Genomic DNA, 22,911 nt, shown 5'->3' on the forward strand with positions numbered 1-22,911 from the left:
CCGTGCCGTATCGATACGCCAGTGTACCGATACGCGAACGTATCGGAACACTCGCGTATCGGTACACTGGCGTATCGATGGACCTCGTCGCAGAGTCGCAGAGAGGGAAAGCGCATGCCGTCGCAGGAAACCGAGCAGGAGCAGGCCCCCGCGCAGCGCCGCTCGAAGATCACGCCGGAGCGGGCCCAGGAGCTCTACACGGCCGTGCTCGACATGCTCAGGGAGAGCGGCTACGAGTCGCTGACCATGGAGGGGGTCGCCTCCCGGTCCCGCTGCGGCAAGTCCACGCTCTACCGGCAGTGGGGCTCGAAGCCCGAACTGGTCGTCGCCGCCCTGCACGGCACCCGGCGCGGGGTGCTGCGCCGGATCGACACCGGCACCCTGGCGGGCGACCTGCGCGAGGCGGCGCGGGCCATCGGCCAGGTCTCCGGGCGCGATACCCCTTTGATGCTGGCGCTGAGCCATGCCGCCCTGCAGAGCCCCGAGCTGCTGTGCGCGCTGCGCGAGTCGCTGATCCTTCCGGAGATGGCGGCCATCGACGCGATCGTCCGGCGCGGGGTGGAGCGGGGCGAGGTGGCGGCGGACAACCCGGCCACGGAGTTCGTCTCCGCGCAGATGCTCGGCGTGATGCGGGCCCGCCCGATGCTGGAGGGGGCCATCGCGGACGAGACGTACCTCCTCCGTTTCGTGGAGGGCGCGGTCTTTCCCGCACTCGGCCTGGACGCCTCGGCGTCCGGGTCCTGACAGACGTGGGCCGTCGTCCCAGCGGATGACGGCGGCCCGCTCGCGCCGCACCGTGGGGACGGGGGCGGCGCGCAACCCGGCCGGCCGGTGACTTCTCGCGAAGTCACCGGCCGTTCGCGTACCGGCCGTTCGCGTACCGGCGGTTCCGGAGCGCGAGGTCCGCGCCCTGTTCCACCGAACAAACGCTTGGTAGCTTTCGCTGGTCCGGCCCTCAGCGGCCCCCGGCACTGCGGAGGCAATTCATGGACACCGGCAACCCCGTGGACTTCACCGGGCGGGCGGTCCTGGTCACCGGCGGCACGAAGGGCGTCGGCGCCGCCATCGCCCGGGCCTTCCTCGCGGCCGGGGCCCAGGTGCTGGTCTGCGGCCGCACCGAGCCCCCGGACCTTCCGACGGGCGGCGGCCGGCGGGCCCGCTTCCTGGCCGGTGACGTGCGCGACCCGGTGGCCGCATCCTCGCTCGTGGACGCGGCGGCGGACCTCTTCGGCCGGCTGGACGTGCTGGTCAACAACGCGGGCGGCTCCCCGGACGCCGAGGCCGCGACGGTGTCGCCCCGGTTCGTCGAGAAGGTCGTCGCACTGAATCTGCTGGCGCCCTTCTACACCGCCCAGGCGGCGTACCGCGTCATGCGGGACCAGGAGGGCGGGGGCTCGGTCATCAACATCGGCAGCGTCTCCGCGCACACGCCCCAGCCGGGCACCGCCGCGTACACCGCAGCGAAGGCCGGACTGCTGGGGCTCACCCGGGCCCTCGCCCTGGAGTGGGCGCCGGCCGTGCGCGTCAACCACATCACGGCGGGCCCGGTCGCGACGGAGAGCGCGGCGGCCGTGTACGGCGAGGACGGCGGCGCCGCCGTGGCGGGCGTGATCCCGATGCGGCGGATGGCCGCGCCGGACGATGTGGCGCGCGCCTGCCTGTATCTCGCGGGCGATCTCGCCGGGTACGTCACCGGCGCGGATCTGGCGGTGCACGGCGGCGGCGAGTTCCCCGCCCGGTTCCTCGCGCCGGCCTTCCCGGACCGGGGAGGGGCGACCGGCGGAAACCCTTTCTCGTCCCCTTGACGATATGCACCCGTCTCCCTTATCGTCGTCATGACGAGAACAAGGGGGGCCACATGGCCGACATCACCCGGCGCTTCGGTTGGCGCCATCTGCGCTCCGCGCCCACCGCCCACATCCGCCACCACAAGCGCGGCCGGCTCACCCACGACGGGGCCGGGCTCAGCTTCTGGTACCGCTCGCTCAGCGCCGCCCTGTCCGAGGTCCCGGTCAACGACCGCGAGCTGGCCATGGCGTTCCACGCCCGTACGTCCGACTTCCAGGACGTCACCGTGCAGGCCACCGTGACCTACCGGATCAGCGACCCGGCCGAGGCCGCCGCCCGCCTCGACTTCTCCGTCGACCCGGACACCGGCGCCTGGCGCGGCGCCCCGCTGGAGCAGATCACCACGCTCCTCACCGAGACGGCCCAGCAGCACACCCTGGACGTGCTGGCCCGCACCCCGCTGGCCGGGGCGCTGGTGGACGGGGTCGCCGCCGTGCGCGAGCGGGTCGCGGCCGGGCTCGCCGCCGAACCCCGGCTGCCCGCCACCGGCATCGACGTGGTGGCCGTGCGCGTCGTCGCCATCCGCCCGGAGGCCGAGGTGGAGCGGGCGCTGCGCACCCCCGCCCGGGAGCAGATCCAGCAGGAGGCCGACCGGGCCACCTACGAGCGGCGGGCCGTGGCGGTCGAGCGCGAGCGGACCATCGCCGAGAACGAACTGGCCAGCCAGATCGAGCTGGCCCGCCGGGAGGAGCAGCTCGTCGAGCAGCGCGGCACCAACACCCGCCGCGAGGCCGAGGAGAACGCGGCGGCCGACGGCGTGCGCGCCGAGGCGGAGGCCGCCCGCAAGGTGCGCCTGGCCCGGGCCGAGGCGGAGGCCGCCCGCGAAGTGGGCGCCGCACGCGCCGAGTCGCAGGCCGCCTGGCTGCGGGTGCACGGCGAGGTGGAGGCGGCGACCCTGCACGCGCTGGCCGCCACCCGGCTCGCGGAGAACCTGCCCCGCATCGACAGCCTCACCCTGTCGCCCGACGTCCTGACCGGTCTGCTCAGCAAGCTCGGCCGGCCGGCGCCGGAGACCGGGGCGTGAGCCTGGCACCGAGGGCGGTCCTGGTCCACCGCACCACCGAGTACGAGGAGTTGCTGGCCCGGCACGGAACGCACGGCCAGGCCGCGTTCTTCCTGTCCAGCCGGGGCCGGTCCATCGAGGAGGTGGCCCGGCGGCACGAGCGGACCCGGCAGGCGCTGGCCGATGTGGCGGCGGCCGTCCCGCTCCAGTGGCGGCACTCACGGGTGGAGCGGGCGGACCTGGACCGGTTCCTGTTCGCGCCCGAGGACGTCGTGGTCGTCGTCGGGCAGGACGGTCTGGTCGCCAACGCGGCGAAGTACCTCTCCGGCCAGCCGGTCGTGGGCATCGACACCGATCCCGGCCGCAATCCCGGCGTGCTCGTGCGCCACCGGCCCGGCGACGCGGCGGCGCTGCTCCGGGCCGCCGCGGCGCCGGGCGGCCGCGCGGACGAGCTGACCATGGTGGAGGCGGTGGCCGACGACACCCAGCGGCTGCTGGCTCTCAACGAGATCTACCTCGGCCCGCCGGGGCACCAGACGGCCCGCTACCGGCTGGGCACGGACGCGGCCGGCTCACCCGCCGAGCCGCAGGCCTCCTCCGGTGTGCTGGTCGGCACCGGGACCGGCGCCACGGGCTGGCTGCGCTCGCTGTGGCAGGAGCGCCGCAGCCCGCTGGCACTGCCGGCGCCGACCGATCCCCGGCTGCTGTGGTTCGTCCGGGAGGCGTGGCCGTCCCCGGTGACCGGCACCTCACTGGTCTCCGGGGAGCTGGGGCGCGGGCAGGAGCTCCGGCTGACCGTGGAGTCCGACCGGGTGGTGGTCTTCGGGGACGGGATGGAGACGGACGCGCTGGAGCTGACGTGGGGCCAGAGCGTACGGCTCGGCATCGCGGCGACGGCGCTGCGGCTGACCGTGTGAGCGCGCCGGGGCGGGTCCCGGCCGCCCCGTAGGCTCGACGCCCGGCCCCGTACGACCGTGCAAGGAGAGCGCCATGACCACCGACGCCACCCCCGTTCCGTCCCGCAACTCCCGTCCGCCCAAGGCGCAGGCGGCGCTGGGGGTCGGGGTGATCGTGCAGGATGCGCGGGGGCGCATCCTGCTCGGCCGGCACCACAGCGGGACCTGGGAGCTGCCGGGCGGCAAGGTCGATCCGCTGCCGGAGTCCGTCGCGGCGGCCGCCGCGCGTGAGCTGCGCGAGGAGACCGGTCTGAGGGTCGCGGAGCACGAGGTGAGCATCTTCGTGATGCTGCACGACGCGGTGGGCGGCATCAACCGGGTCACGCTCGGCGCTCTTGTACGGGTCGGCTCGGCGACCCCCGAGGTGACCGAGCCCCATCTGATCAGCACCTGGCGGTGGACCTCGCCCGACGAGCTGCCGGCACCCCTCTTCGACCCCTCGGCGCAGATCCTGGCGGCCTGGCGCCCCGGCCTCGGCCTCACGCACCCGCCCGCGCACCGGCTGGACCTGGTGACCGAGGAGACCGAGGTACACACCTAATTCGATTAATCATTTGCCTAGGGCTCATAGGCAGAGTTAGCGTCGTGGGCATGAAGGCCGTGACCGAGCAGGACATCCGCACATCGTTCGTCAATTGCTCCAAGGGGGAGGCCGGGCGTCTGCCGCTGCCCCGCGATTTCGGGGAGCTGCCCTGGGAGGATCTCGACTTCCTGGGCTGGCGCGATCTCAGCGCGCCCGGGCGCAGCTACATCGTCACCGAGCACGACGGGAAGCTGACGGGGATCTCGCTGCGCTTCCCCTCCCAGCAGCGCGGGTTCCTCCACCGGAGCATGTGCTCCCTCTGCCTGACCACGCACCCCGGCGGCGGGGTCTCCCTGATGACCGCCCGCAAGACGGGTCCCGCCGGGCGTGAGGGCAATTCGGTCGGCCTGTACATGTGCACCGACCTGGCCTGCTCCCTGTACGTGCGCGGGAAGAAGGCCGTGGCCTCGGGCGCCCGCTTCAAGGAGTCGCTGACCCTGGAGGAGCAGGTCGGCCGCACCGCGGCCAATCTCTCCGCCTTCGTGGCCAAGCTCTTCGGCTGAGTCACGCGCCGGGCGCGCAGGGGGTGGACAGGTACCCACCCCCGCACCGGCATCCGCGCCCGCCCGGCTATCCTGGCCGCCACACCGGACACGGGGTGCCCCGCACAGGGGCTGAGATCACACCCGTCGAACCTGAACCAGTTAGCACTGGCGGAGGGATGTCTTCATGTCGTTGTCGCATGCCCAGGACGAGCTCGCCGCATTCGGCGGGCGCATGCCCACCGCACCCGGCGATCTGCGCGTCGAGGCACACGGGATAGCCCCCGTCCCCGAGGACCGCCGCTACGGCGGGCCCGGCCGGCTCTTCACCGTCTGGTTCGCGCCCAATCTGACGATGACGGGTGTCTTCACCGGCACCGTCGGCATCGCGCTGGGCCTGGACTTCGCCACCGCGCTGGCCGCCGTCGTGCTCGGGACCCTCGTGGGCGCCGTGCCCACCGCGTATCTGGGCACCTGGGGCAGCCAGACCGGGGCCGGGCAACTCCCCTTGGCCCGGCTGGCGTTCGGCCGGGGTGTCGTCGTGCCCGGGGTGCTGCAGTGGCTGTCCTCCATCGCCTGGGACGCCTTGATCGGGCTGTTCGGCGGGGACGCGCTGGCCCAGCTGTGCGGCTGGCCGTTCTGGCTGGGGGTCCTGGTCATGATGGCTGCCCAGGGAGCGTTGGGCGTCCTGGGGTACGAGGTGATCCACCGGCTCCAGACCGTGATGACGTTCGCCCTGGCCGCCGCCTTCGCCGTGCTCTCCACCAAGCTCCTGCAAGGCGTCCACCCGGCCGCCTCCGGTTCCGTGCACGGCGCGGACCGGGCCGGCGCCGCCGTCCTGACCTGCACCGTCGCGCTGAGCCTGGCGCTGTCCTGGGCGCCGTACGCCAGCGACTTCAGCCGCTATCTGCCGCGCACCGCGTCCCGGCCGCGGATGTTCTGGTGCACGCTGCTGGGCATCAGCACCTCCTTCGTGGCCGTCCAGGCCCTCGGGCTGTGGGGGGCGTCCGTCTTCACCGACCAGACGGCGCGCGGCATCGACACCCTGCTGGGCGGGGGCGCCCTCGGCGCGTTCGGGCTGCTCGCCGTGGCGCTCGCCGCGCTGTGCAGCAACGCCATGAACGACTACAGCGGTTCGCTGGCGCTCCAGACGATGGGTGTCCGGCTGCCGCGACCGGTCGCCGCCGCACTCGCCGCGGCGCTCGGCTTCCCGCTGGTCCTGTGGATGCACGCGGCCGACACCACGACCCGCTTCCAGAACGTGCTGCTGCTCGTCGGCTACTGGATCCCCGGCTTCGTCGCGATCGTGGCCGTCGACTGGGCCGTGCGGGCGCGGGCCCGCGGCCACTCCCCCGTCGACCTGGCCACCGAGAGCGCACACCGCCGGCCGTGGTGGCCCGCCCTCACCGCCTTCGCGGCGGCCTTCGCGGCGGCGGTCCCCTTCATGAGCACCAGCCTGTACGTGGGCCCCGTGGCGCACGCGCTGCACGGCGCCGACCTGGCCTACGGGGTGGCGTTCCTCGTGGCCCTGACGGTCTACACCCCGCTGCGGCTGCGCCGGAGCCGCTGAGGCGGAGAACGGCCGAGGGGCCGTACCGGATCTCTCCGGCACGGCCCCTCGACGAACGACTCTCACGAGTCGGGACGACAGGATTTGAACCTGCGACCCCTTGACCCCCAGTCAAGTGCGCTACCAAGCTGCGCCACGTCCCGCTGCGATTCCTCCCGGTCGTGCCGGGCGGCTGCGCAGGACAAACATTACCTCACTCGGTGGACCGGATCGACGCGCGTGCCTGCTGGGCGCGGGCGGCCAGGGATTCGGCGCCGCAGGCCGTGGCCAGTTTGTGGGCCCGGGCCAGCTCCCGGGGCGAGCGGGTCGCGATGCCGTAGTCGACCAGGGCCTGGGCGTACTCGTACTGCGAGGGCGACGCCTCCAGGTGGCGGACCGCCTCGCCCAGCAGGTGCACGGCCTCCTCCGGGCGGGCGAAGAGGGAGACACAGCGCAGGGCCTCCCCGATGGCCGTGTCCGTGCCGAACCGTTCGGCGTGCACCCGGGCGGAGTTGGCGAGCTGGGCGGCACGGCCCGGGTCCTCGTCCGCCAGGGCGCGAGCCAGGTCACCGGCCCAGGGTCCCCAGACGCCGTTGAACCTGCCGCGCGGTTCGAGGGACTGGCCCGCCGCCTCCAGCTCGGTGACGGCCTCCTTCGTACGGCCTTCGGCGAGCAGCAGGCGGCCCCGGACGCACGGGCCGTCGGGCAGCACCATGGCGCTCGGGTAGGGCAGTCCGAAGTGGTAGTCGTCGGCGACCTTGCGGGCCTCGCTGACCCGGCCGCGCGCCAGCAGGGTGTCGATGAGCAGACAGGCGGCGTCCCAGTGGACGGGCAGGCCGCTGCCGACACGGTCGGCGAGGCGCAGTCCCTCGCGCAGGAAGCCCTCCGCCTCGGCGAGCCGGCCGCGACGGCGGTAGACCAGACCGAGGAGGGTGTGGGCGAACGCCAGGTGGGCGCCGCTCCAGCCGGAGATCTCGAAGGCGCGCACCGCCTCGCCGAACAGCTCCTCGGCGCGGTCGAGTTGGTCGATGAAGGCGTAGGTGATGCCGAGCGTGGCCGGGAGTTCGAAGCCCCACTCGGTGTCGGTCCAGCCGAGTCCGCGCGCCGGGTGGCCGTTGACCAGGGCGCGTTCGCAGAGTTCCACGATGAGCTGGGCGTTCTCGCCGCGCAGCATGGCGTCGAAGGCGCGCAGGGTGAGCAGCGCCCGTTCGGCGTTGTCCCGGCCGGTGAGATGGTCGGCGTTGGCGGCGAGCCTGCGGGAGCGGCCCGGCCCGTCCTCCTCGGTGGCCTGCGTGCCCTCCCAGAGGAAGTGGGCGGCCTGGAGCCGCATCAGGCCGGGGCCGGGCGCGGTCCGCTCGGCCTCGGCGGCAAGGGCGAGCGCCGCCTCCTTCAGCTGGTTGTTGTGCGACAGCGCGGCGGCCAGCCGGTAGGTGGCGTCGACCCGCAGGTCGTCGGCGAGCCCCGGCATGTCGAGCGCGGCCCGCAGATGCTGGACGGTGGTGGGCGGGTCGCTGAGCAGCGTGGCGCAGCCCAGTTCGTACAGCAGGGTGGCGCGCATGTCGTGGCGGGGCGGCTCCTGGAGCGCCCGTTCCAGACAGCGGCGGGCGGCCTCGGGCGCGCCGACCGCGAGGTGCTGGCTGGCGGCCGCCCTGAGCTGTTCGACCAGTTCCTGGTCGTCGTCCGGGTGGACTTCGAGCAGGTGCCGGGAGGCCGCGGCGGGGCCGAGCCCGGCCCGGGTGATCGCCCAGGCCGCCCTGCCGTGCATGGCGGTCCGGGTGGCCGGCGGGATGGAGCGGTAGACGGCGGTGGCGATCAGCGGGTGCACGAACTCCAGCGGGTCGAATCCGCTGACGATACGGGCCTCGCGCAGCCGGGCGGTGCAGTCCGCCGCTTCGGCCGGGCTCATCCCGGCGAGGGTGGCGGCGAGTTCCTGGGAGATGTCGGTGCCGAGGACGGCGGCCGCCCAGGCGAACCGGTTGGCGTTCTTACCCAGCCGTTCGAGGCGGGCGACGAGGCCGCTGCCCCGGGCCGAGGCGCCGAGTTCGCGCAGGAGCCCGGCGGACTCCTCCAGCGGGGCCAGTTCGCGGTCCTGGACCTTGGCGACGAGTTCGACCGCCTCGTACGGGTTGCCGCCGGTGACGGCCCAGACCTCGCGGCAGAACGGGTCGTCGGCGTGGTCGCCGAGGGTCGCGCGGACCAGCTCGGCGGTGGCGTCCGGGGTGAGCGCCCGCAGGGCGACACGGACCTGTGCCGGATGGTCGCCCGCCGGACGCCCGGCCTCCCGGGCCGCGAGCTCCTCAGGGCGGTGGGCCTGGACGACCAGGACCTTCAGTTCACCGAGCCGGGCGGTGAACGAGGCGAGCCAGGCGAGGGATTCGCCGTCCGCCCAGTGGGCGTCGTCGATGATGAGCAGCAGCGGGCGGTGGCTCAGCCGGGAGGCGAGCCGCGAGACGACGTAGTCGAGGCCGTCGCGCACACCTTGCGGATCGGGCTGGGGTCCGGTGGGCTCGGCCAGTCCGAGGGCGGGCGCGGCGATCTCGTACCAGGCCCCGAACAGGGCCCTGACGTCGTCCTCGGGGAGCTGGACCAGGGCGGGCTGGAGCAGCTGGCGTACGACGTGGAACGGCACGGAGGTGACGGTCTCGCCGCCGCGTGCGGACCAGATGGTGCAGCGGTCCTCCGCCAGGGCACGGATCTCGGCCAGGAGGGCGGTCTTGCCGATGCCCGCCTCGCCGCTGTAGATCAGCAGCCCGCCGGCGGCCTGCGCACCGCACAGTGCGTCAACGGCTTGTACGGCAGCGGCGAGTTCCGGTTCGCGCTCGTAAAGCGGCCGGGACGGCTTCATGCCTGCTCTCCCCCAACGTCGTGACCATGACTGTCGAGCCTAGTCGTGCGCGGGGGCCCACCGACAGTGGTTCAACCAGTTCGCCGCAGGTGCGGGGCACAATCGAGGGGTGGACGAGACACGCAGGGACCGCGACATCGAGGGCAGGGCGCACAACGCGCGCCCCCGTGACGGGCTGGGGCGCCCCCTGCCGTACGGGGCCGAGGGGGTGGAGCGCCAGCCCGAGGGCGTGGTGCGCACGCCGGAGGGGACCGTGCGGGAGGCGCAGCGGCTGCTGGACGCCGGGATGCCGTTCCACGCCCACGAGGTCTTCGAGGACGCCTGGAAGTCGGGCCCCGACGGGGAGCGGGAGCTGTGGCGGGGGCTGGCGCAGCTGGCCGTCGGGCTGACCCATTCCGCGCGGGGCAACGCGACGGGCGGGGCGCGGCTGCTGCGGCGCGGGGCGGCGGCGCTTGAGGCGTTCACGGCCGCTCGTCCGCACGGGATGGACGTGGCGGCACTGACCGGCTGGGCGCGGGAGCTGGCGGTGCGGGTGGAGCGGGCGGAGGGCGGACCCGTCGACGCGGCGCGGGAGGCGCCCCGGCTGCGTTAGCCGCGCGGGTGCGGGAGGGCTGGGCGGCGGACTCCGGTGGCTTTGCCGTTCGTTGGCACGGAGCGGTGAACAGGGCCGCCCGGAGCCATTACGATCCGGCGTCATGAGCACTTCTGACCAGGACCGGACCGTGGACGTACCGATAGCCGGGAGCGACAGCGAAGCCGAGCACGCGGTCACCGAGGACCGCAGGCTGACGCCGCGCCAGGCGAGACGGCTGCGCATCGTCCTGTCCTCGGTCGGTATGGCCGCGATGGCGGTCGTCCTCGGTCTGCGGATCGCGAGCCGCTCCTCGGTACTGGTGGTCGGGGTGTACGGGCTGGCGCTGATCCTGTGCGGCATCGTGATCGAGCTGAGCCGCAACGGCCGTACGCGGCTGGGGAGCTGGCTGCTGGGCATCGGGCTGCTGGCCGCCGTCGGCTCGGACTGGCTGCTGATTCCCTGAGCGCGGCGGGCGCGGTCAGCCGACCGTGATCTGCACCGTGCCGCCTTGCCGGTCGGCCCGGACCAGCCAGCCGGCGGGCAGGCGGAAGGAGCTGCCAGGGCGCAGGGTCCGCGGCAGGCGCCCCCGGTGCAGCACCGCCCCGTCCTGGCGGACGACGAGCAGCGGGGCGGTCAGCCGTCGGCCGGTGCGCAGGGTGAGACGGCCGGGCAGCGGCTCGCCGTCCGGCCCGACGAGGTTGGGCGCGACCCATTGCAGCGGCTCCGTGACGGCGAGCGCCGGGCGCCCGGCGGGCCAGGCTCCGGTGGTCAGATGACGCAGGACGGGGGCGGTGACGGCCCGCCCCTCGGCGGTCGCGGTCTCCGCGCTCTCCCCGCCGTGCAGCAGGCTCCCGACGGCGAAGACCCCGTTCGCGCCGGTGCGGTACGCGGCGTCGTGGGCGGGGCCCCGGGTGCCGGGGTCCAGGACCACCCCGCCGCGCCTGGCCAGTTCGTGGTCGGGGATCCAGTCGCCGGTGAACACCACGGTGTCGCAGGGCAGGGTCGTGGTACGGCCGTCCTCATGGCGTACCGCGACCCCGGTGAGCCGTGGGCGGCCGGTCAGGGCCGTGACGGTGGTGCGGGTGAGCAGTGGCGCCCGGTCGCGTGGGCGCAGCGCGGCGCACGGCTCCGGCGGCAGGCCGGTGATCCGGGCGACGACCCGGACCCCGGCGGTGCGCAGGGTCTCGGCGGCGGCCAGGGAGACCGGCTCGTCGCCGACGATCACCGCGCGGGTGCCGATGTGCTGGTGGTGGAGGTGGACGGCCTGCTGGAGTTCGCCGGTGGTGTAGACGCCCGCCGGGCGGGTGCCGGGGACGAGCCGGGCGCTGCGGGGGCGTTCGCGGGCCCCGGTGGCGAGGACGACGGCGCGGGCGGTGATCCGTTCGAGTCCGTCCGGTCCTGTGGTGTCGAGCGTGCGGGGTCCGGCCCAGCCGGTGGCGGTGATGCCGGTGCGCAGGGTGGCGCCGGCGGCTTCGGCGGCGGCCGCGCAGCGCCGGGCGTACGCGGGGCCGGTCAGGCCGCCGGTCGTGCGGCGGGTGCCGAATCCGTCGTGGTGGCAGTGGCGCGGGATGCCGCCGGGGTCCCGGTCGCGTTCCAGGACCTCGACCCGGCGGACGCCGGAGGCGGCGAGTCCGGCAGCGGCGCCGAGTCCGGCCGGGCCCGCTCCGACGACCAGGACGTCCACGGTCCGTTCGCGGCGGGTCATGGCCGGGCCTCCTCGACGCGTGCGCGGATCGCGGCCCCGCAGTGGAAGCCCTGGCAGCGGCCGTTCCCGGCCCGGGTCCTGCGGGCGAGTCCTCCGGCGGTCGCCGGGGGCAGGGTGGAGTGCAGCGCGTCGCGGATCTCCCCGGCGGTGACGCGTTCGCAGTGGCAGACCACGGTGCCGTAGGCGGGGTCGCGGGCGATGAGGTCGGCGCGCAGGTAGGGGCGGTCGTCGCGTTCGCCGAGGGAGGGCATGGTGAGGGGCGGGAGTTCGGCGGGCTCCCCCGGGTCGAGGCCGGCCCGGGGCAGGAGCGAGGTCACATGGGCGGCGATGGCCATGGAGGCGGTCAGCCCGGTGGAGCGGATGCCGCCGACGGCGATGTAGCGCTGCTCGGGAACGGCTCTGATGCGGTAGTCCTCGTGGCCGGTGGCGGCGCGCAGTCCCGCGTACACGGCGGTGACCTCCTCGTCGAGGAGCCGGGGCAGGATGCGGCGGCCCTTCTCCCGCAGCAGCGCGAGCCCTTCGGCGGTGGACCCGGTGGCCGTCTTGTCGTCGAGTTCCTCGGCGGTGGGGCCGAGCAGGACGTTGCCGAAGACGGTCGGGGCGACCAGGACGCCCTTGCCGGCGGCGGTGGGCACGGGGAGCAGGATGTGGCGGACGAGGTCCCGGGCGAGTTTGTCGAAGACGATGAGCTGGCCCCGGCGCGGGGTGACGGTGAAGGTGTCGTGGCCCAGCTTCCGGTCGATCTCGTCGGCGTGCAGCCCGGCGGCGTTGATCAGCAGGCGGGCCCGCAGCGGGCCGCGACCGGTGGTGAGGGTGTGGACGCCGTCGTCGTACGCGAGGTGCCGGACGGGGCAGTCCAGATGCAGGTGGACGCCCGCGCGGACCGCCTGGGTGGCGAAGGCGAGCGGGGGGGTCCAGGGGCAGACGACCGCCTCGTCGGGGATCTCCAGGGCGCCGAGAGCGCCGGGCCCGAGGTGCGGTTCGCGCGCAGCGGTCTCCTGGGCGTCGAGCAGCCGGGCCGCGTGGTAGCCGTTGCGCTCCGCCTTGGCCAGCAGGGCGGGGAGGGCGGCGAGTTGTTCCTCGTCCCAGGCGACGAGAAGGGCGCCGACGCGCTCCACGGGAATGCCGGTCCCGGCGGCGTACGCGGTCAGCCGCCGCTGTCCCTCTCGCACGAGGCGGGCCTCCAGGGAGCCGGGCACGGCGTCGAACCCTGTGTGCAGGATCGCGGTGTTGGCCTTGGAGGTGCCGTTGCCGATGTCGTCGGATGCCTCGACCAGCGCGGTCCGCAGCCGGTGGCGGGCCAGCTCGCGTGCGATGGCGGTGCCGACGACGCCCGCGCCGACGACCGCGACGTCGTACGGCGGGCCGCCGGGCAGCGGGTCCCCGGCCCGGGTGACGGTGGGGTTCACCGGGCCGCCCGGCCGGCCGGGCTCATGACCGCTCCAGCAGGCTGTGCACGGCCGCCCGGAACACCCCGAGCCGTTCGGCCGCCTCGTCGGCGCCGATGCGCGGCTCGTAGACCGCGGCGGGCCGCCAGTCGGGGACGGCCCGGTGCAGCGGCAGTCCGGGGTCGAGGCCGATTCGGGCCACCGCGCCGACGCCGAGCGCGGTGACGTCGGGCAGGGCGGAGACCTCGACGGGCCGTTGCAGCAGGTCGGCCTGGGTCTGCATGAGCAGGGCGGAGCGGGTCAGCCCGCCGTCGACGCGGAGCGCGGACAGCGGTGATCCGAGATCGGCCGCCACCGCGTCGGCGAGCTCGACGACCTGGGCGGCGATGCCCTCGCACAGGGCCCGGACCAGATGCCCGGCGGAGGTGTCCAGGCCCAGGCCGGTCAGCGAGCCGCGCAGGTCGCCGCGCCACCAGGGGGCGGCGAGCCCGGCGAGCGCCGGTACGAAGGTGACGCCCCCGGCGTCGGGGACGCCGCCGCCGACGCGGTCGAGGTCGGCGGCGCCCGAGATCACATGGAGGTCGGTGAGCCAGCGCACGGCGGAGGCCGCCGTGTAGACCTGCCCGTCCAGGCAGTAGCTGGTCCGCCCGCCGAGCCGCCAGGCGACGCAGCTGACGAGTCCGGTGGAGCCGCGGCGCGGGGTGGGCCCGGTCTGCGCGAGGAGGAACGCGCCGGTGCCGTAGGTGCACTTGGCCGTGCCGGGTTCCAGCGCGCCCTGGGCCAGCAGGGCCGCCTGCTGGTCGACCAGCAGACCCGTGAGCGGCAGTTCGCCGCCGAACGCGGTCGTCGTGCCGAACGCCCCGGCGGAGTCGACCACCGTCGGCAGGCGTTCGTCGCCCAGGCCGAAGACGTCCAGGGCGGCGGGCGACCAGGCGGCCCGGTCGAGATCGAGGAGCTGGGTGCGCCCGGCGGTGGCCGCGTCCGTGACGAAGGCGCCGGTGAGCCGGTGGACCAGCCAGGCGTCGCTGGTGGTGACGACGCCCTCGCGGGTGCGTTCACGGCGGATCCAGGCCATTTTCGGGGCGGCGAAGTACGGGTCGAGGGGCAGCCCGGTCAGCTGCTTCAGCTCCTCCTCGCGCCCGGCGAGTCCGGCGCAGATCCCGTCGGCGCGCCGGTCCTGCCAGACGACCGCGTCGGTGAGCGGGCGCCCGGTGTCCGGGTCCCAGGCGAGCACGGTCTCGCCCTGGTTGGCGAGCCCGACGGCGACGGCGTCCTCGCCCGCCTCGGCCAGGGCCAGCCGGCCGGCCTCGACGACGGATCCGAGCAGTTCGGCGGGGTCCGCCTCGACCGCTCCCCCGGGACCGTACCGGGGCCGCACCGGCGCGGAACCGGAACCGATCACGCCCCGCTCGGGGCAGATCACCAGGGCCTTCGTCCCGGACGTGCCCTGGTCGACGGCGAGCACCGGGCCTGTCATCGGTTCTCCAGCGGTACGCGGCCCGGGGGCCTGAACGGAATCATGATCTTCGGTCGCGGAGACCCAGGGTGGTGCAGCCCAGCGGCTGCGTCAAGCGGGTCCGTCCCGGATGCCCGGAACCGTACGGGGATTCCCAACACCTGTTCAGGACAAGTGACTTGATTAAGATCCATGATTCGTTCGGGAGTTCCCCGCAAAGGGCTCTACACTCACCGCCGGGCAACAAGCGGACTCTTTAAGGTCGTTCGTATTTCAACTTAAAGCAGTTCGCATTTCAACAGCTACTCCACCCCCCATGTCTCCCACCCCCCGTCCCTGAGGATCGATGAAATCAGCACCCCGCCCCGAGTCCGTCCATGGCCAACGGTGAATTCCGGCCGGTATACCACCCGGCCGGTCACGACAATGAACTCCGTTCCGCGTTACAGGACTTGCGTACGGGCCGCTGGCTGGCCATGCGCGATCTGCTGGAGAGCACCCCGGACTGGACCCGCTGGACCCAGCGCACCCAGGTGCTCGGCGCGGTCGCCGCGGGCTCGGACGCGGTACAGGCCTGGCTGACCGAGGAGCCCCGCAGCGTCGCCGCCGTGGTGATGCGCGCCCGGGTCGCCGTCGAGCGGGCCGTCCGCGCCCACCGCTCGGGCCACCCCAGCGGGCGGCAGCTCTGGCAGGAGGCGTGGGAGGCGTGCCGGTCGGCCGCCCACACCTCACGGGCGGACCCGGTGCCCTGGGTCTGCCTGCTGGCCCTCTCCCAGCTGGACGAGGGCCGGAGGCTGGAGGAGCACCGGCTGCCCCCGCCGGGGCCCATGCTCTTCCCGGGGCCGTGGGGGATGCTCGCGGAGGCCGACAAGCGCGATCCGTACAACCGCGAGGCCTACCACCGGATGCTCCAGTTCGTCCTGGCCCGCAAGACCGGCGGCTCCGTCTCCGAGGCGGTCAACTTCGTGCAGTGGGCGTCTTCCTCCGCCCCCGACGGCTCCGCGCTCCATGTGCTCCCGCTGTACGTACGCGTGGAGCGCTACCGCCGGGAGCAGGGCCACGAGAAGGCGCTCGACCTGCACTGGGTCACCGAGGACGCCGAGCGCGAGGCCCTGCGCGCCCTGGAGATCTGGTTCCGGCGCAGCCCCGCCGCCACCCACACCCTGCTCGACCTCAACCATCTGGCGCACGCCCTGTGGGGGGCGCTGCACTTCGCCGAGGCGGCCGCGGTGTTCCAGGAGCTGGGCCCGTACTTCACCTCGCTCCCCTGGGCCGACCGCTCCCGTTCGCCCGAGGACCCCGGCGGCGCCGAGGAGGTCTTCGTGCGCGCCCGTGCCCGCGCGTTCGCCGCGGCCCGTGACCCCGGCCGGGGTCCGCACGGCTGAGCGGGCCCCGCAGGCTCCCCCGAGACCCGTCCGTCCCTTGTCCGTCCCCTTCCCCCACCGCTCATGGAGGCCCCCCATGTCCCTGTCCACCTCGAACCGGCAGGGTGCCGGGATACCGCCGCACGACGAGGAACAACGGCTGCGCGAACTCGGCTACCAGCCGGTGCTGGCCCGCCGCATGGGCGGTTTCGGCAACTTCGCCATCAGCTTCTCCGTCATCTCGATCCTGTCCGGCTGCATGACCCTGTACGGGTTCGGCATGTCCACGGGCGGTCCGGCGGTGATGCTGTGGGGCTGGGCCGGGGTCGGTCTGTTCGTGCTCTGTGTCGGCATGGCGCTCGCCGAGGTGACCAGTGCGTATCCGACGTCCGGGGCGCTCTACTACATGGCGGACCGGCTCGGCGGCCGCAAGTGGGGCTGGTACACGGGCTGGCTGAATCTGCTCGGGCTGCTCGGCGCGATCGCGGGCATCGACTACGGCGCCGCGCTGTTCACCGGCGCGCTGATGAACCTGCAGTGGGGCTTCTCGCCCACGCCCGGGAAGACGATGGTCATCTTCCTGTGCATCCTGCTGCTGCACGCCGTGCTGAACCTCTTCGGGGTACGGCTCGTCAGCGTGCTCAACTCCATCAGCGTGTGGTGGCACCTGGCCGGCGTCGCGGTGATCGTCTCGGTCCTGGCGATCGTGCCCGCGCACCATCAGTCGCCGTCGTTCGTCTTCACCGAGTTCGTCAACGACACCGGCTGGGAGAACCCGCTCTACGTGGCGGCGATCGGGCTGCTGCTCGCGCAGTACACGTTCTGCGGCTACGACGCCTCCGCCCATCTGTCGGAGGAGACCTCGAACGCCTCGGTCGCGGCCGCGCGCGGCATCGTCCGGGCGATCTGGGTCTCCTGGGTGGCCGGTTTCGTCCTCCTCGCGGGGCTGACGTTCGCGATCCAGGACTACGCGGGCACCCAGGACAGCGCCACGGGGGTGCCGCCGGCCCAGATCCTGATCGACGCGCTGGGCACCTCGGGCGCCACGGCGATGCTGCTGATCGTGATCGCGGCGCAGCTGTTCTGCGGCAACGCCGAGGTCGCCGCCGCCAGCCGGATGGTGTTCGCCTTCAGCCGGGACAACGCGCTGCCGGGGTCCTCGCTCTGGCGCAAGGTGAGCGCCCGCACCCAGACCCCGGTCCCGGCGGTGTGGCTCTCGGTGATCGTCGCCGGGGTGCTCGCCGTGCCGTCGCTGTACTCGGAGACCGCGTACGGAGCGGTGACCGCGATCAACGTCATCGGCATCACGCCCGCGTACGCGATTCCGATCTTCCTCAAGCTGCGCGCCGGTGACCGCTTCACGCGCGGGCCGTGGCACCTGGGCCGCTGGTCGAAGCCGGTCGGCTGGATCGCGGTGGCCTGGGTGGCGATCGTGACCGTGCTGTTCCTGCTGCCGCAGTCATCGCCGGTGACGATCGACTCGATGAACTACGCGTCGATCGCGCTGGTGGCGGTGCTGGTGCTGGCCACCGTGTGGTGGTTCGTCGCACGCGGCTCGTACGGCACGCCGTCGGCGTACGGCAGCGCCCGTGAGCAGGCGGAGATCGAGGAAGGCATCGTCTGAGCGAGGGAATGGCCGGTGGGCCGGGGCCGCTGCCCCGGCCCACCGGCGTCTCCTACGACACGCCCTAGCCGACCAGGAGGAGTTGCAGGCCGCCGAGGACGGTGGCGGCGAGGACCAGGCGTTCGAAGAGCAGCTGATTGATCCGGTCCACGCACTTCCGGCCGATCCAGGCGCCCGGGAGCACGAACAGCAGCATGCAGGCGTCCAGCAGCAGCGACCGCCCGTCGATCAGGCCGAGGCCCACGCTGAACGGCACCTTGGACACGTTGACGATCAGGAAGAACGACGCCGAGGTGCCCAGGAAGCCGAGCTTGCGGAAGCCGGCGGAGAGCAGATAGAGCGACATGACCGGGCCGCCCGCGTTGGCGACCATGGTGGTGAACCCGCCGAGCACCCCGTACGAGCGGGCCTTCAGCCGCTCCGCCGCGGTCGGCGGCCCGTCCCCGTCCCCCGGTTCCTCAGCAGTCTCCGACCTGCGGCGACGCCACATCGTGACCCCCGCCATGAAGAGCAGGATCGCGCCGATCGAGGTCCGCACGGCCGCGTCGTCGGCCCACAGCATGAAGAGCGTGCCCGCCACCACGCCGACGGCGACGGCCGGGAAGAGCCTCAGCAGGGTAGGCCAGTGCGCGTGGCGCCGGTAGGTGAGCACGGCCAGTACGTCGCCGGCGATGAGGATCGGGAGCAGCACCCCGGTGGACTCGCGGGCGGGGAGCACCGCCGCGAAGACCGCGAGACTGATCGTATTGGCACCGCTGACGGCCGTCTTGGAGAAGCCGACGAGTGCGGATGCCGCGGCCAGTGCCGCCAGTTGCCAGAGAGTAAGGGTGTCCATGCCAGGGACAGATCGTAATCCCCTACGATTTTCGGCCTGCCGCCGGATGCCCCGGGAAACGGTCACCGGCATGGTTATGCTGCGCTCCAAGCGCTCACACGAAGCGTTCAAACGCACAACGCGCAGCGGTACGGCGAGGGGGCCAGCAGCATGCGGGAGCCGGTTGAACTCAGGCGGCAGCGAATCCTGGCGGTGGTGGAGTCGCGCGGCCCGGTCAAGGTCAGCGCGCTGGCGGCCGAACTGGACGTCTCCGTGGTCACCGTGCGCCGGGACGTCGAGGAGCTGACCCGGGCGGGGCGGCTGCGGCGCGGTCACGGTCTGGCCCGGCCGCTGCGGGACCCGGCACGGCCGGCGGCCCTGCCGGCGCCCCGGGACGGCGAGCCGGCCCACGACCAGGGCGCGGTCGCCCTGGTCGTACCGGAACGGCACTCGTATCTGTACGAGACGCTGCACGGGGCGCGGACCGTGCTGGAGGAGGCCGGGATCCGGATCGCCCTGCACATCGCGCCGCAGGCACCCGGCGGCGAACGGCCCCTGGTGGAGCGGGCGTTGGCCGACGGGGCGCGGGGGCTGCTGATCGCTCCCCGGTGGCGCAACCCGCTCTCCGAGGAGCGGGACTACGGATGGCTCGCGGACGTCGGGGTGCCGACCGTGCTGATGGAGCGCAGGCCCCGGCCGGGCAGCGCCATGCACGCCCTGGACTCGGTCTGCTCCGACCACTGGTACGGGGCGTATCTCGCCGTGGAGCACCTGGTCTCGCTCGGCCACCGGCGGATCGTGATGGCCGCCCGTGACGACAGCCCGACCGCGCGCAGTCTGCGGACGGCGTTCGCGGAGATCGTGCGGGAGCGGCCCGAGGTGGAGGACTGGACGGTGGTGCTGAGTTCTCCGGACGCGGTGCCGGGGCCCGTCACGGCGGAGCCCGCGACGGGCGGCCACGGGACGGGGGCCGGGGCGCCGGGCGGGGTCGGCGCACCGCTCGATCTGGCCGCGCTGCTGCGGGAGCGCCGGGCCACGGCGGCGGTGCTGCACGGCGACGTGGACGCGCTGATGCTCGTCCAGCGGCTGGCGGAGAGCGGGGTGCAGGTGCCCCGGGACTGTTCGGTGGTGGCGTACGACGACGTGGTGGCGGCGCTGGGCAGCACCCCGCTGACGGCGGTGGCACCGCCCAAGGCGGAGGTCGGCAGGGCCGCCGCCGAACTGCTGCTGCTCCGGCTCTCCGAGGGGCCTGGGGCGGCCGGTCCCGTACGCAGGACGGAGCTGCTGCCGGAGCTGAAGGTCCGGGGATCGGCGCAGGCGGTCATCCCCGCCAACGACTGAGCGTTTGACCGCTTCAAGCAAGTTCTGAGCGATCTATTGACCGATACCGATCAGCCGATCAGGATTCCCCGTGTCTTGAACCAGTAGCCGCGGGAGGCGCCCATGCCCGGTCGACAGAGCCGTCGATCCGTGCTCGCCACGATGGCCGCACTGCCGCTGGCGGGCGCACTGAGCGCCTGCACCGGCGGCGGCCCATCGGGGCGGGACAGCACCAGCAGCAGGACCAGCACCGTCAGCGACACCTCCGGCCGTGGCGCGACCCGCATCACCTTCTGGTCCGCCCTGCGCGGCAGCCAGGAAGTGGTGGACGCGTTCAACCGGACGCACCGCACGATCCAGGTCGACTACCAGCAGATCCCCGCAGGGGGCCAGGGCGGCTACGCGAAGCTCAGCAACGCCTCGCGGGCCGGCAACGCCCCGGACGTCGCGACGATCGAGTACCCCCAGCTCCCCGGCTTCGCGATCGACGGGGTGGCCCTGGAACTCACGGACCTGATCGGCGACAAGCTGCGGTCCGCGCTGCTGCCCCAGGCGCTGGGGCTGACCACGTTCGAGAAGCGAGTCTTCAGCGTCCCGCTCGACGTCGAACCGATGGTGATGCACTACCGCACCGACCTGTTCGAGCAGTACGGCCTGGACGTCCCCCGCACCTGGGAGGAGTTCGAGGAGACGGCCCGCACCGTGCGCGACAGGGCGCCCGGCCGGCGGCTGGCCGTCTTCGCCACGGACGGCGGCCCGCAGTTCGCCGCGTTCGCCTGGCAGGCGGGCGCCCAGTGGTTCGACACCGGCGCCGGCGCCTGGAACGTCTCGCTGGCCGACGCGCCCACCCGCCGGGTGGCGGCGTACTGGCAGCGGCTGATCGACCAGGACCTCGTCTCCATGACTCCGGTGGACACCCGCCAGTACGACGCCCTGGTCAGCGGCGGCAAGGTGCTGGCCCGGCTCAGCGGCGCCTGGGACGCCGGCGCCCAGATGAACGCCAGGCCCGGCCAGAAGGGACAGTGGGCCATCGCCCCGCTCCCCCAGTGGGACAAGGGCGGCACCGCACTCGGTACCCACGGTGGATCGACCTTCGCGGTCACCCGGGACAGCCGCCACCCGGAAGCCGCGCTGGAGTTCATCGAGTGGCAGGTCTCGCACCCCGACGCGCTGCGCGCCCGGCTCTCCAGCGGGGCCAGCAGCCAGTACCCGGCCGCCCCCGGCCTCGTCGCCGTCGGCCGCAAGGCCTTCGACCGGGCCTACTACAGCGGCCAGGACATCTACACCCTCTTCGAGCAGGAGGCGCACAAGATCCGGGACGGCTGGACCTGGGGACCGCGGATGACCGCGACGCAGAAGGTCATCCAGGACGGCTTCGCCCGGGTGAGCGGCGGTCAGGGCTCACTGATCGACGCCGTCCGCGCGGCCCAGGACGGCACCATGCCCGACCTCAGGGCGCTGGGCCTGGCCACCACCGAGCACAGCAGCTGAGCCGTGCACCGTCCCCCTTCCCAGCAGCAGAGAGGCAGGTGACCCATGACCAGCCCCCTCACGGCATCCGCCCCCGTGGACGCCACCGCGGCGCCGGCCGGGCCCACCACGTCCCCGCGCACCACGCACCGCTCCGCGCGGCGCCGTGAACTCGGCGCGTGCGGCGCCCTGATGACCCCCTTCTTCATCCTTCTGGTGACGGTCTTCCTGATTCCGGTCGGAACCGCCGTCTGGCTCAGCTTCTTCAGCGACGACCAGCCGGGGCTCGGCTTCGGCCCGGAGCGCACGGTCTTCGTCGGACTGCGCAGCTACACCGCCGTACTGACCGACCCGACCTTCCTGAGCAGCCTGGGCACGGTCGTCCTGTACTGCGTGATCTACATACCCCTGATGGTGATCGGCGCGCTGGCGCTGGCCCTGCTGCTGGACTCCGGCGTGGTGCGGCTGCGCTCCTGGGCACAGCTCGGGCTGTTCCTGCCGCACGCCGTGCCCGGCATCATCGCCGCCGTCATCTGGCTCTACCTCTACACGCCGGGGCTGAGCCCGGTGATCGACCTGCTCGGCAAGGCGGACATCACGGTCGACTTCCTCGGTCTCCACACGGTGGTGCCGTCGATCGTCAACATCGCCCTGTGGAGCAACCTCGGCTACAACATGGTGGTCTTCTACGCCGCCCTGCAGGCCGTGCCGCGCGAGGTCATCGAGGCGTCCGTCGTCGACGGCGCCGGACCCGTCCGCACCGCGCTCCAGGTCAAGACGCCACTGGTGCGCTCCTCGATCGTGATGGTCGCGATGTTCACGCTGATCTTCGCGCTCCAGCTGTTCACGGAGCCCATGCTGCTCAGCCAGGCGACACCGATGATCAGCGCACGGTTCTCGCCGAGCATGTACATCTACGACGCCGCGTTCACCCGGAACAACTACGGCCTGGCCGCCGCCGCCTCGGTCGTCCTGCTGGTCTGCACGATCGCCCTGTCCTACGGCGTGACCCGCTGGACCAACCGCTCCGACGCCCCCGAGGAGGCCGCCCGATGAGCGCCACGAGCCCCACCCGCACCGCCGCCGCCCTGCGCCCCCGGCTCCTGGGCCGGTCCGTCGTCAACCTGGTCGTCGGCGTCTCCGTGCTCTACACCCTGCTGCCGGTGCTGTGGCTGGTGCTCGCCGCCTCCAAGGACCGGGACGCGCTGTTCGGCAGCGACGTCCTGTCGCTCGACCACTTCTCCTTCGCGCAGAACATCAAGGACCTGTTCGCGATGGACGGCGGCCTGTACACGCGGTGGTACGGCAACAGCCTGCTGTACGCGGTCCTCGGCGCGGCCCTCGGGGCGCTGGTGAGCATCGCCTGCGGGTACGCCTTCGACAAGTACCGCTTCGCGCACAAGGAGAAGCTGTTCGGTCTGGTGCTCGCCGCGGTGATGGTGCCGCAGACCGTGCTCGCGCTGCCGCTCTATCTGATGGCGTCCCAGGCCGGTCTGGTCAACACCTTCTGGGCCGTGTTCATCCCGGTGCTCTTCAACCCGTTCGGCGTGTACCTCGGCCGGATCTTCAGCCAGGGGTACGTGCCCGACGAGGTGCTCGAAGCCGCCCGGGTGGACGGGGCCGGCGAGCTGACGACGTACTTCCGGGTCGCGCTGCGCATGCTGGGGCCGGGCCTGGTCACCGTGTTCCTCTTCCAGCTCACCGCCATCTGGAACAACTTCTTCCTGCCCATGGTGATGCTCTCCGACCAGGACCTGTATCCCGTCAGCCTCGGCCTCTACACCTGGAACAGCGCCGCCACCGTCTCGCCCGAGTACTACCCCGTGGTGATCATGGGTTCGCTGCTCGCGGTCCTGCCGCTGATCCTCGCCTTCGCGCTGCTCCAGCGCTTCTGGAAGTCGGGGCTCACGGCGGGCGCCGTCAAGTAGCC

At 73.2% G+C, this 22,911-nt stretch carries 20 protein-coding genes, 1 tRNA gene and 1 riboswitch; of the genes, 15 read left to right on the top strand and 6 right to left on the bottom strand.

All coding sequences use genetic code 11. The annotated features are described in order from the left end of the window. Positions 1 to 114 precede the first annotated feature (114 nt). The 7 genes from RLT58_RS03155 (at position 115) to RLT58_RS03185 (ending at position 6,442) form a co-directional block, all read left to right on the top strand. Positions 115 to 744, top strand: a complete 630-nt coding sequence (locus RLT58_RS03155; protein WP_311308826.1) for a TetR/AcrR family transcriptional regulator — start codon at positions 115 to 117, stop codon at positions 742 to 744. 242 nt (positions 745 to 986) lie between these two features. Next, the gene (locus tag RLT58_RS03160) at positions 987 to 1,805 is read left to right on the top strand and encodes an SDR family oxidoreductase (RefSeq protein ID WP_311308827.1); all 819 of its coding nucleotides are present in this window, start codon (positions 987 to 989) and stop codon (positions 1,803 to 1,805) included. 53 nt (positions 1,806 to 1,858) lie between these two features. Beyond that, positions 1,859 to 2,872, top strand: a complete 1,014-nt coding sequence (locus RLT58_RS03165; RefSeq protein WP_311308828.1) for an SPFH domain-containing protein — start codon at positions 1,859 to 1,861, stop codon at positions 2,870 to 2,872. After that, positions 2,869 to 3,768 (top strand): hypothetical protein, encoded by a 900-nt coding sequence (locus RLT58_RS03170; RefSeq protein ID WP_311308829.1) that lies wholly within the window; start codon positions 2,869 to 2,871, stop codon positions 3,766 to 3,768. The genes RLT58_RS03165 and RLT58_RS03170 overlap by 4 nt, the downstream gene beginning before the upstream one ends. Before the next feature lie 73 nt (positions 3,769 to 3,841). Next, positions 3,842 to 4,348, top strand: a complete 507-nt coding sequence (locus RLT58_RS03175; protein ID WP_311308830.1) for a nucleotide triphosphate diphosphatase NUDT15 — start codon at positions 3,842 to 3,844, stop codon at positions 4,346 to 4,348. A 50-nt stretch (positions 4,349 to 4,398) separates the two neighbouring features. Then, positions 4,399 to 4,893, top strand: coding sequence for an FBP domain-containing protein (locus RLT58_RS03180; RefSeq protein ID WP_311308831.1), 495 nt, complete (start codon positions 4,399 to 4,401; stop codon positions 4,891 to 4,893). An 81-nt stretch (positions 4,894 to 4,974) separates the two neighbouring features. Beyond that, positions 4,975 to 5,069: riboswitch (TPP riboswitch) on the top strand. Next, positions 5,060 to 6,442, top strand: coding sequence for a purine-cytosine permease family protein (locus RLT58_RS03185; protein WP_311308832.1), 1,383 nt, complete (start codon positions 5,060 to 5,062; stop codon positions 6,440 to 6,442). It overlaps the preceding riboswitch by 10 nt. A gap of 69 nt (positions 6,443 to 6,511) precedes the next feature. Here RLT58_RS03185 and RLT58_RS03190 read toward each other — a convergent pair. Together RLT58_RS03190 and RLT58_RS03195 are read right to left on the bottom strand one after the other, a co-directional pair. Continuing rightward, positions 6,512 to 6,585: transfer RNA gene (locus RLT58_RS03190), tRNA-Pro, on the bottom strand. A 50-nt stretch (positions 6,586 to 6,635) separates the two neighbouring features. Beyond that, positions 6,636 to 9,266: an ATP-binding protein gene (locus tag RLT58_RS03195; protein WP_311308833.1), complete on the bottom strand. Its 2,631-nt coding sequence runs from the start codon at positions 9,264 to 9,266 to the stop codon at positions 6,636 to 6,638. 109 nt (positions 9,267 to 9,375) lie between these two features. Between RLT58_RS03195 and RLT58_RS03200 the strand changes: the two genes are divergently transcribed. Both RLT58_RS03200 and RLT58_RS03205 read left to right on the top strand, forming a co-directional pair. Further along, positions 9,376 to 9,858: a DUF309 domain-containing protein gene (locus RLT58_RS03200; RefSeq protein ID WP_311308834.1), complete on the top strand. Its 483-nt coding sequence runs from the start codon at positions 9,376 to 9,378 to the stop codon at positions 9,856 to 9,858. A gap of 103 nt (positions 9,859 to 9,961) precedes the next feature. Continuing rightward, positions 9,962 to 10,303, top strand: coding sequence for a hypothetical protein (locus tag RLT58_RS03205; protein ID WP_311308835.1), 342 nt, complete (start codon positions 9,962 to 9,964; stop codon positions 10,301 to 10,303). A gap of 15 nt (positions 10,304 to 10,318) precedes the next feature. On the opposite strand, the gene RLT58_RS03210 is transcribed toward RLT58_RS03205, so the two are convergent. Genes RLT58_RS03210 through RLT58_RS03220 form a run of 3 tightly spaced genes read right to left on the bottom strand, consistent with a single transcriptional unit; the run spans position 10,319 to position 14,410 of the window. Beyond that, positions 10,319 to 11,545, bottom strand: coding sequence for an FAD-dependent oxidoreductase (locus tag RLT58_RS03210; RefSeq protein WP_311308836.1), 1,227 nt, complete (start codon positions 11,543 to 11,545; stop codon positions 10,319 to 10,321). Next, on the bottom strand, positions 11,542 to 12,954 hold the full coding sequence (locus RLT58_RS03215; RefSeq protein WP_311308837.1) for an NAD(P)/FAD-dependent oxidoreductase: 1,413 nt from the start codon (positions 12,952 to 12,954) through the stop codon (positions 11,542 to 11,544). Before RLT58_RS03215 ends, RLT58_RS03210 begins: the two co-directional genes overlap by 4 nt. A gap of 22 nt (positions 12,955 to 12,976) precedes the next feature. Further along, positions 12,977 to 14,410 (bottom strand): FGGY family carbohydrate kinase, encoded by a 1,434-nt coding sequence (locus RLT58_RS03220; protein ID WP_311308838.1) that lies wholly within the window; start codon positions 14,408 to 14,410, stop codon positions 12,977 to 12,979. 356 nt (positions 14,411 to 14,766) lie between these two features. Here RLT58_RS03220 and RLT58_RS03225 point away from each other — a divergent pair, with 356 nt between their 5' ends. Both RLT58_RS03225 and RLT58_RS03230 read left to right on the top strand, forming a co-directional pair. Next, complete coding sequence (locus RLT58_RS03225; protein WP_311308839.1) at positions 14,767 to 15,774, top strand: hypothetical protein; 1,008 nt, start codon at positions 14,767 to 14,769, stop codon at positions 15,772 to 15,774. A gap of 76 nt (positions 15,775 to 15,850) precedes the next feature. After that, the gene (locus tag RLT58_RS03230) at positions 15,851 to 17,377 is read left to right on the top strand and encodes an amino acid permease (protein WP_311308840.1); all 1,527 of its coding nucleotides are present in this window, start codon (positions 15,851 to 15,853) and stop codon (positions 17,375 to 17,377) included. 64 nt (positions 17,378 to 17,441) lie between these two features. Here the strand turns inward: RLT58_RS03230 and RLT58_RS03235 are convergent, their stop codons facing one another. Then, entirely contained in the window at positions 17,442 to 18,212 is a 771-nt protein-coding gene (locus RLT58_RS03235) for a sulfite exporter TauE/SafE family protein (RefSeq protein ID WP_311308841.1), read from the bottom strand. Positions 18,213 to 18,362: 150 nt separating this feature from the next. Here RLT58_RS03235 and RLT58_RS03240 point away from each other — a divergent pair, with 150 nt between their 5' ends. The 4 genes from RLT58_RS03240 (at position 18,363) to RLT58_RS03255 (ending at position 22,909) form a co-directional block, all read left to right on the top strand. Continuing rightward, on the top strand, positions 18,363 to 19,532 hold the full coding sequence (locus tag RLT58_RS03240) for a substrate-binding domain-containing protein (RefSeq protein WP_311308842.1): 1,170 nt from the start codon (positions 18,363 to 18,365) through the stop codon (positions 19,530 to 19,532). A 102-nt stretch (positions 19,533 to 19,634) separates the two neighbouring features. Further along, the gene (locus RLT58_RS03245; RefSeq protein WP_311308843.1) at positions 19,635 to 21,002 is read left to right on the top strand and encodes an ABC transporter substrate-binding protein; all 1,368 of its coding nucleotides are present in this window, start codon (positions 19,635 to 19,637) and stop codon (positions 21,000 to 21,002) included. Between the two features lie 45 nt (positions 21,003 to 21,047). Continuing rightward, positions 21,048 to 22,037, top strand: a complete 990-nt coding sequence (locus RLT58_RS03250; protein WP_311308844.1) for a carbohydrate ABC transporter permease — start codon at positions 21,048 to 21,050, stop codon at positions 22,035 to 22,037. Beyond that, a complete protein-coding gene (locus tag RLT58_RS03255) occupies positions 22,034 to 22,909 on the top strand; it encodes a carbohydrate ABC transporter permease (RefSeq protein WP_311308845.1) in 876 nt (291 codons plus the stop codon). The genes RLT58_RS03250 and RLT58_RS03255 overlap by 4 nt, the downstream gene beginning before the upstream one ends. Positions 22,910 to 22,911 lie beyond the last annotated feature (2 nt).

Origin of the sequence: Streptomyces sp. ITFR-16 (genome assembly GCF_031844705.1) — a bacterium.
In the GTDB taxonomy this organism is placed as follows: domain Bacteria; phylum Actinomycetota; class Actinomycetes; order Streptomycetales; family Streptomycetaceae; genus Streptomyces.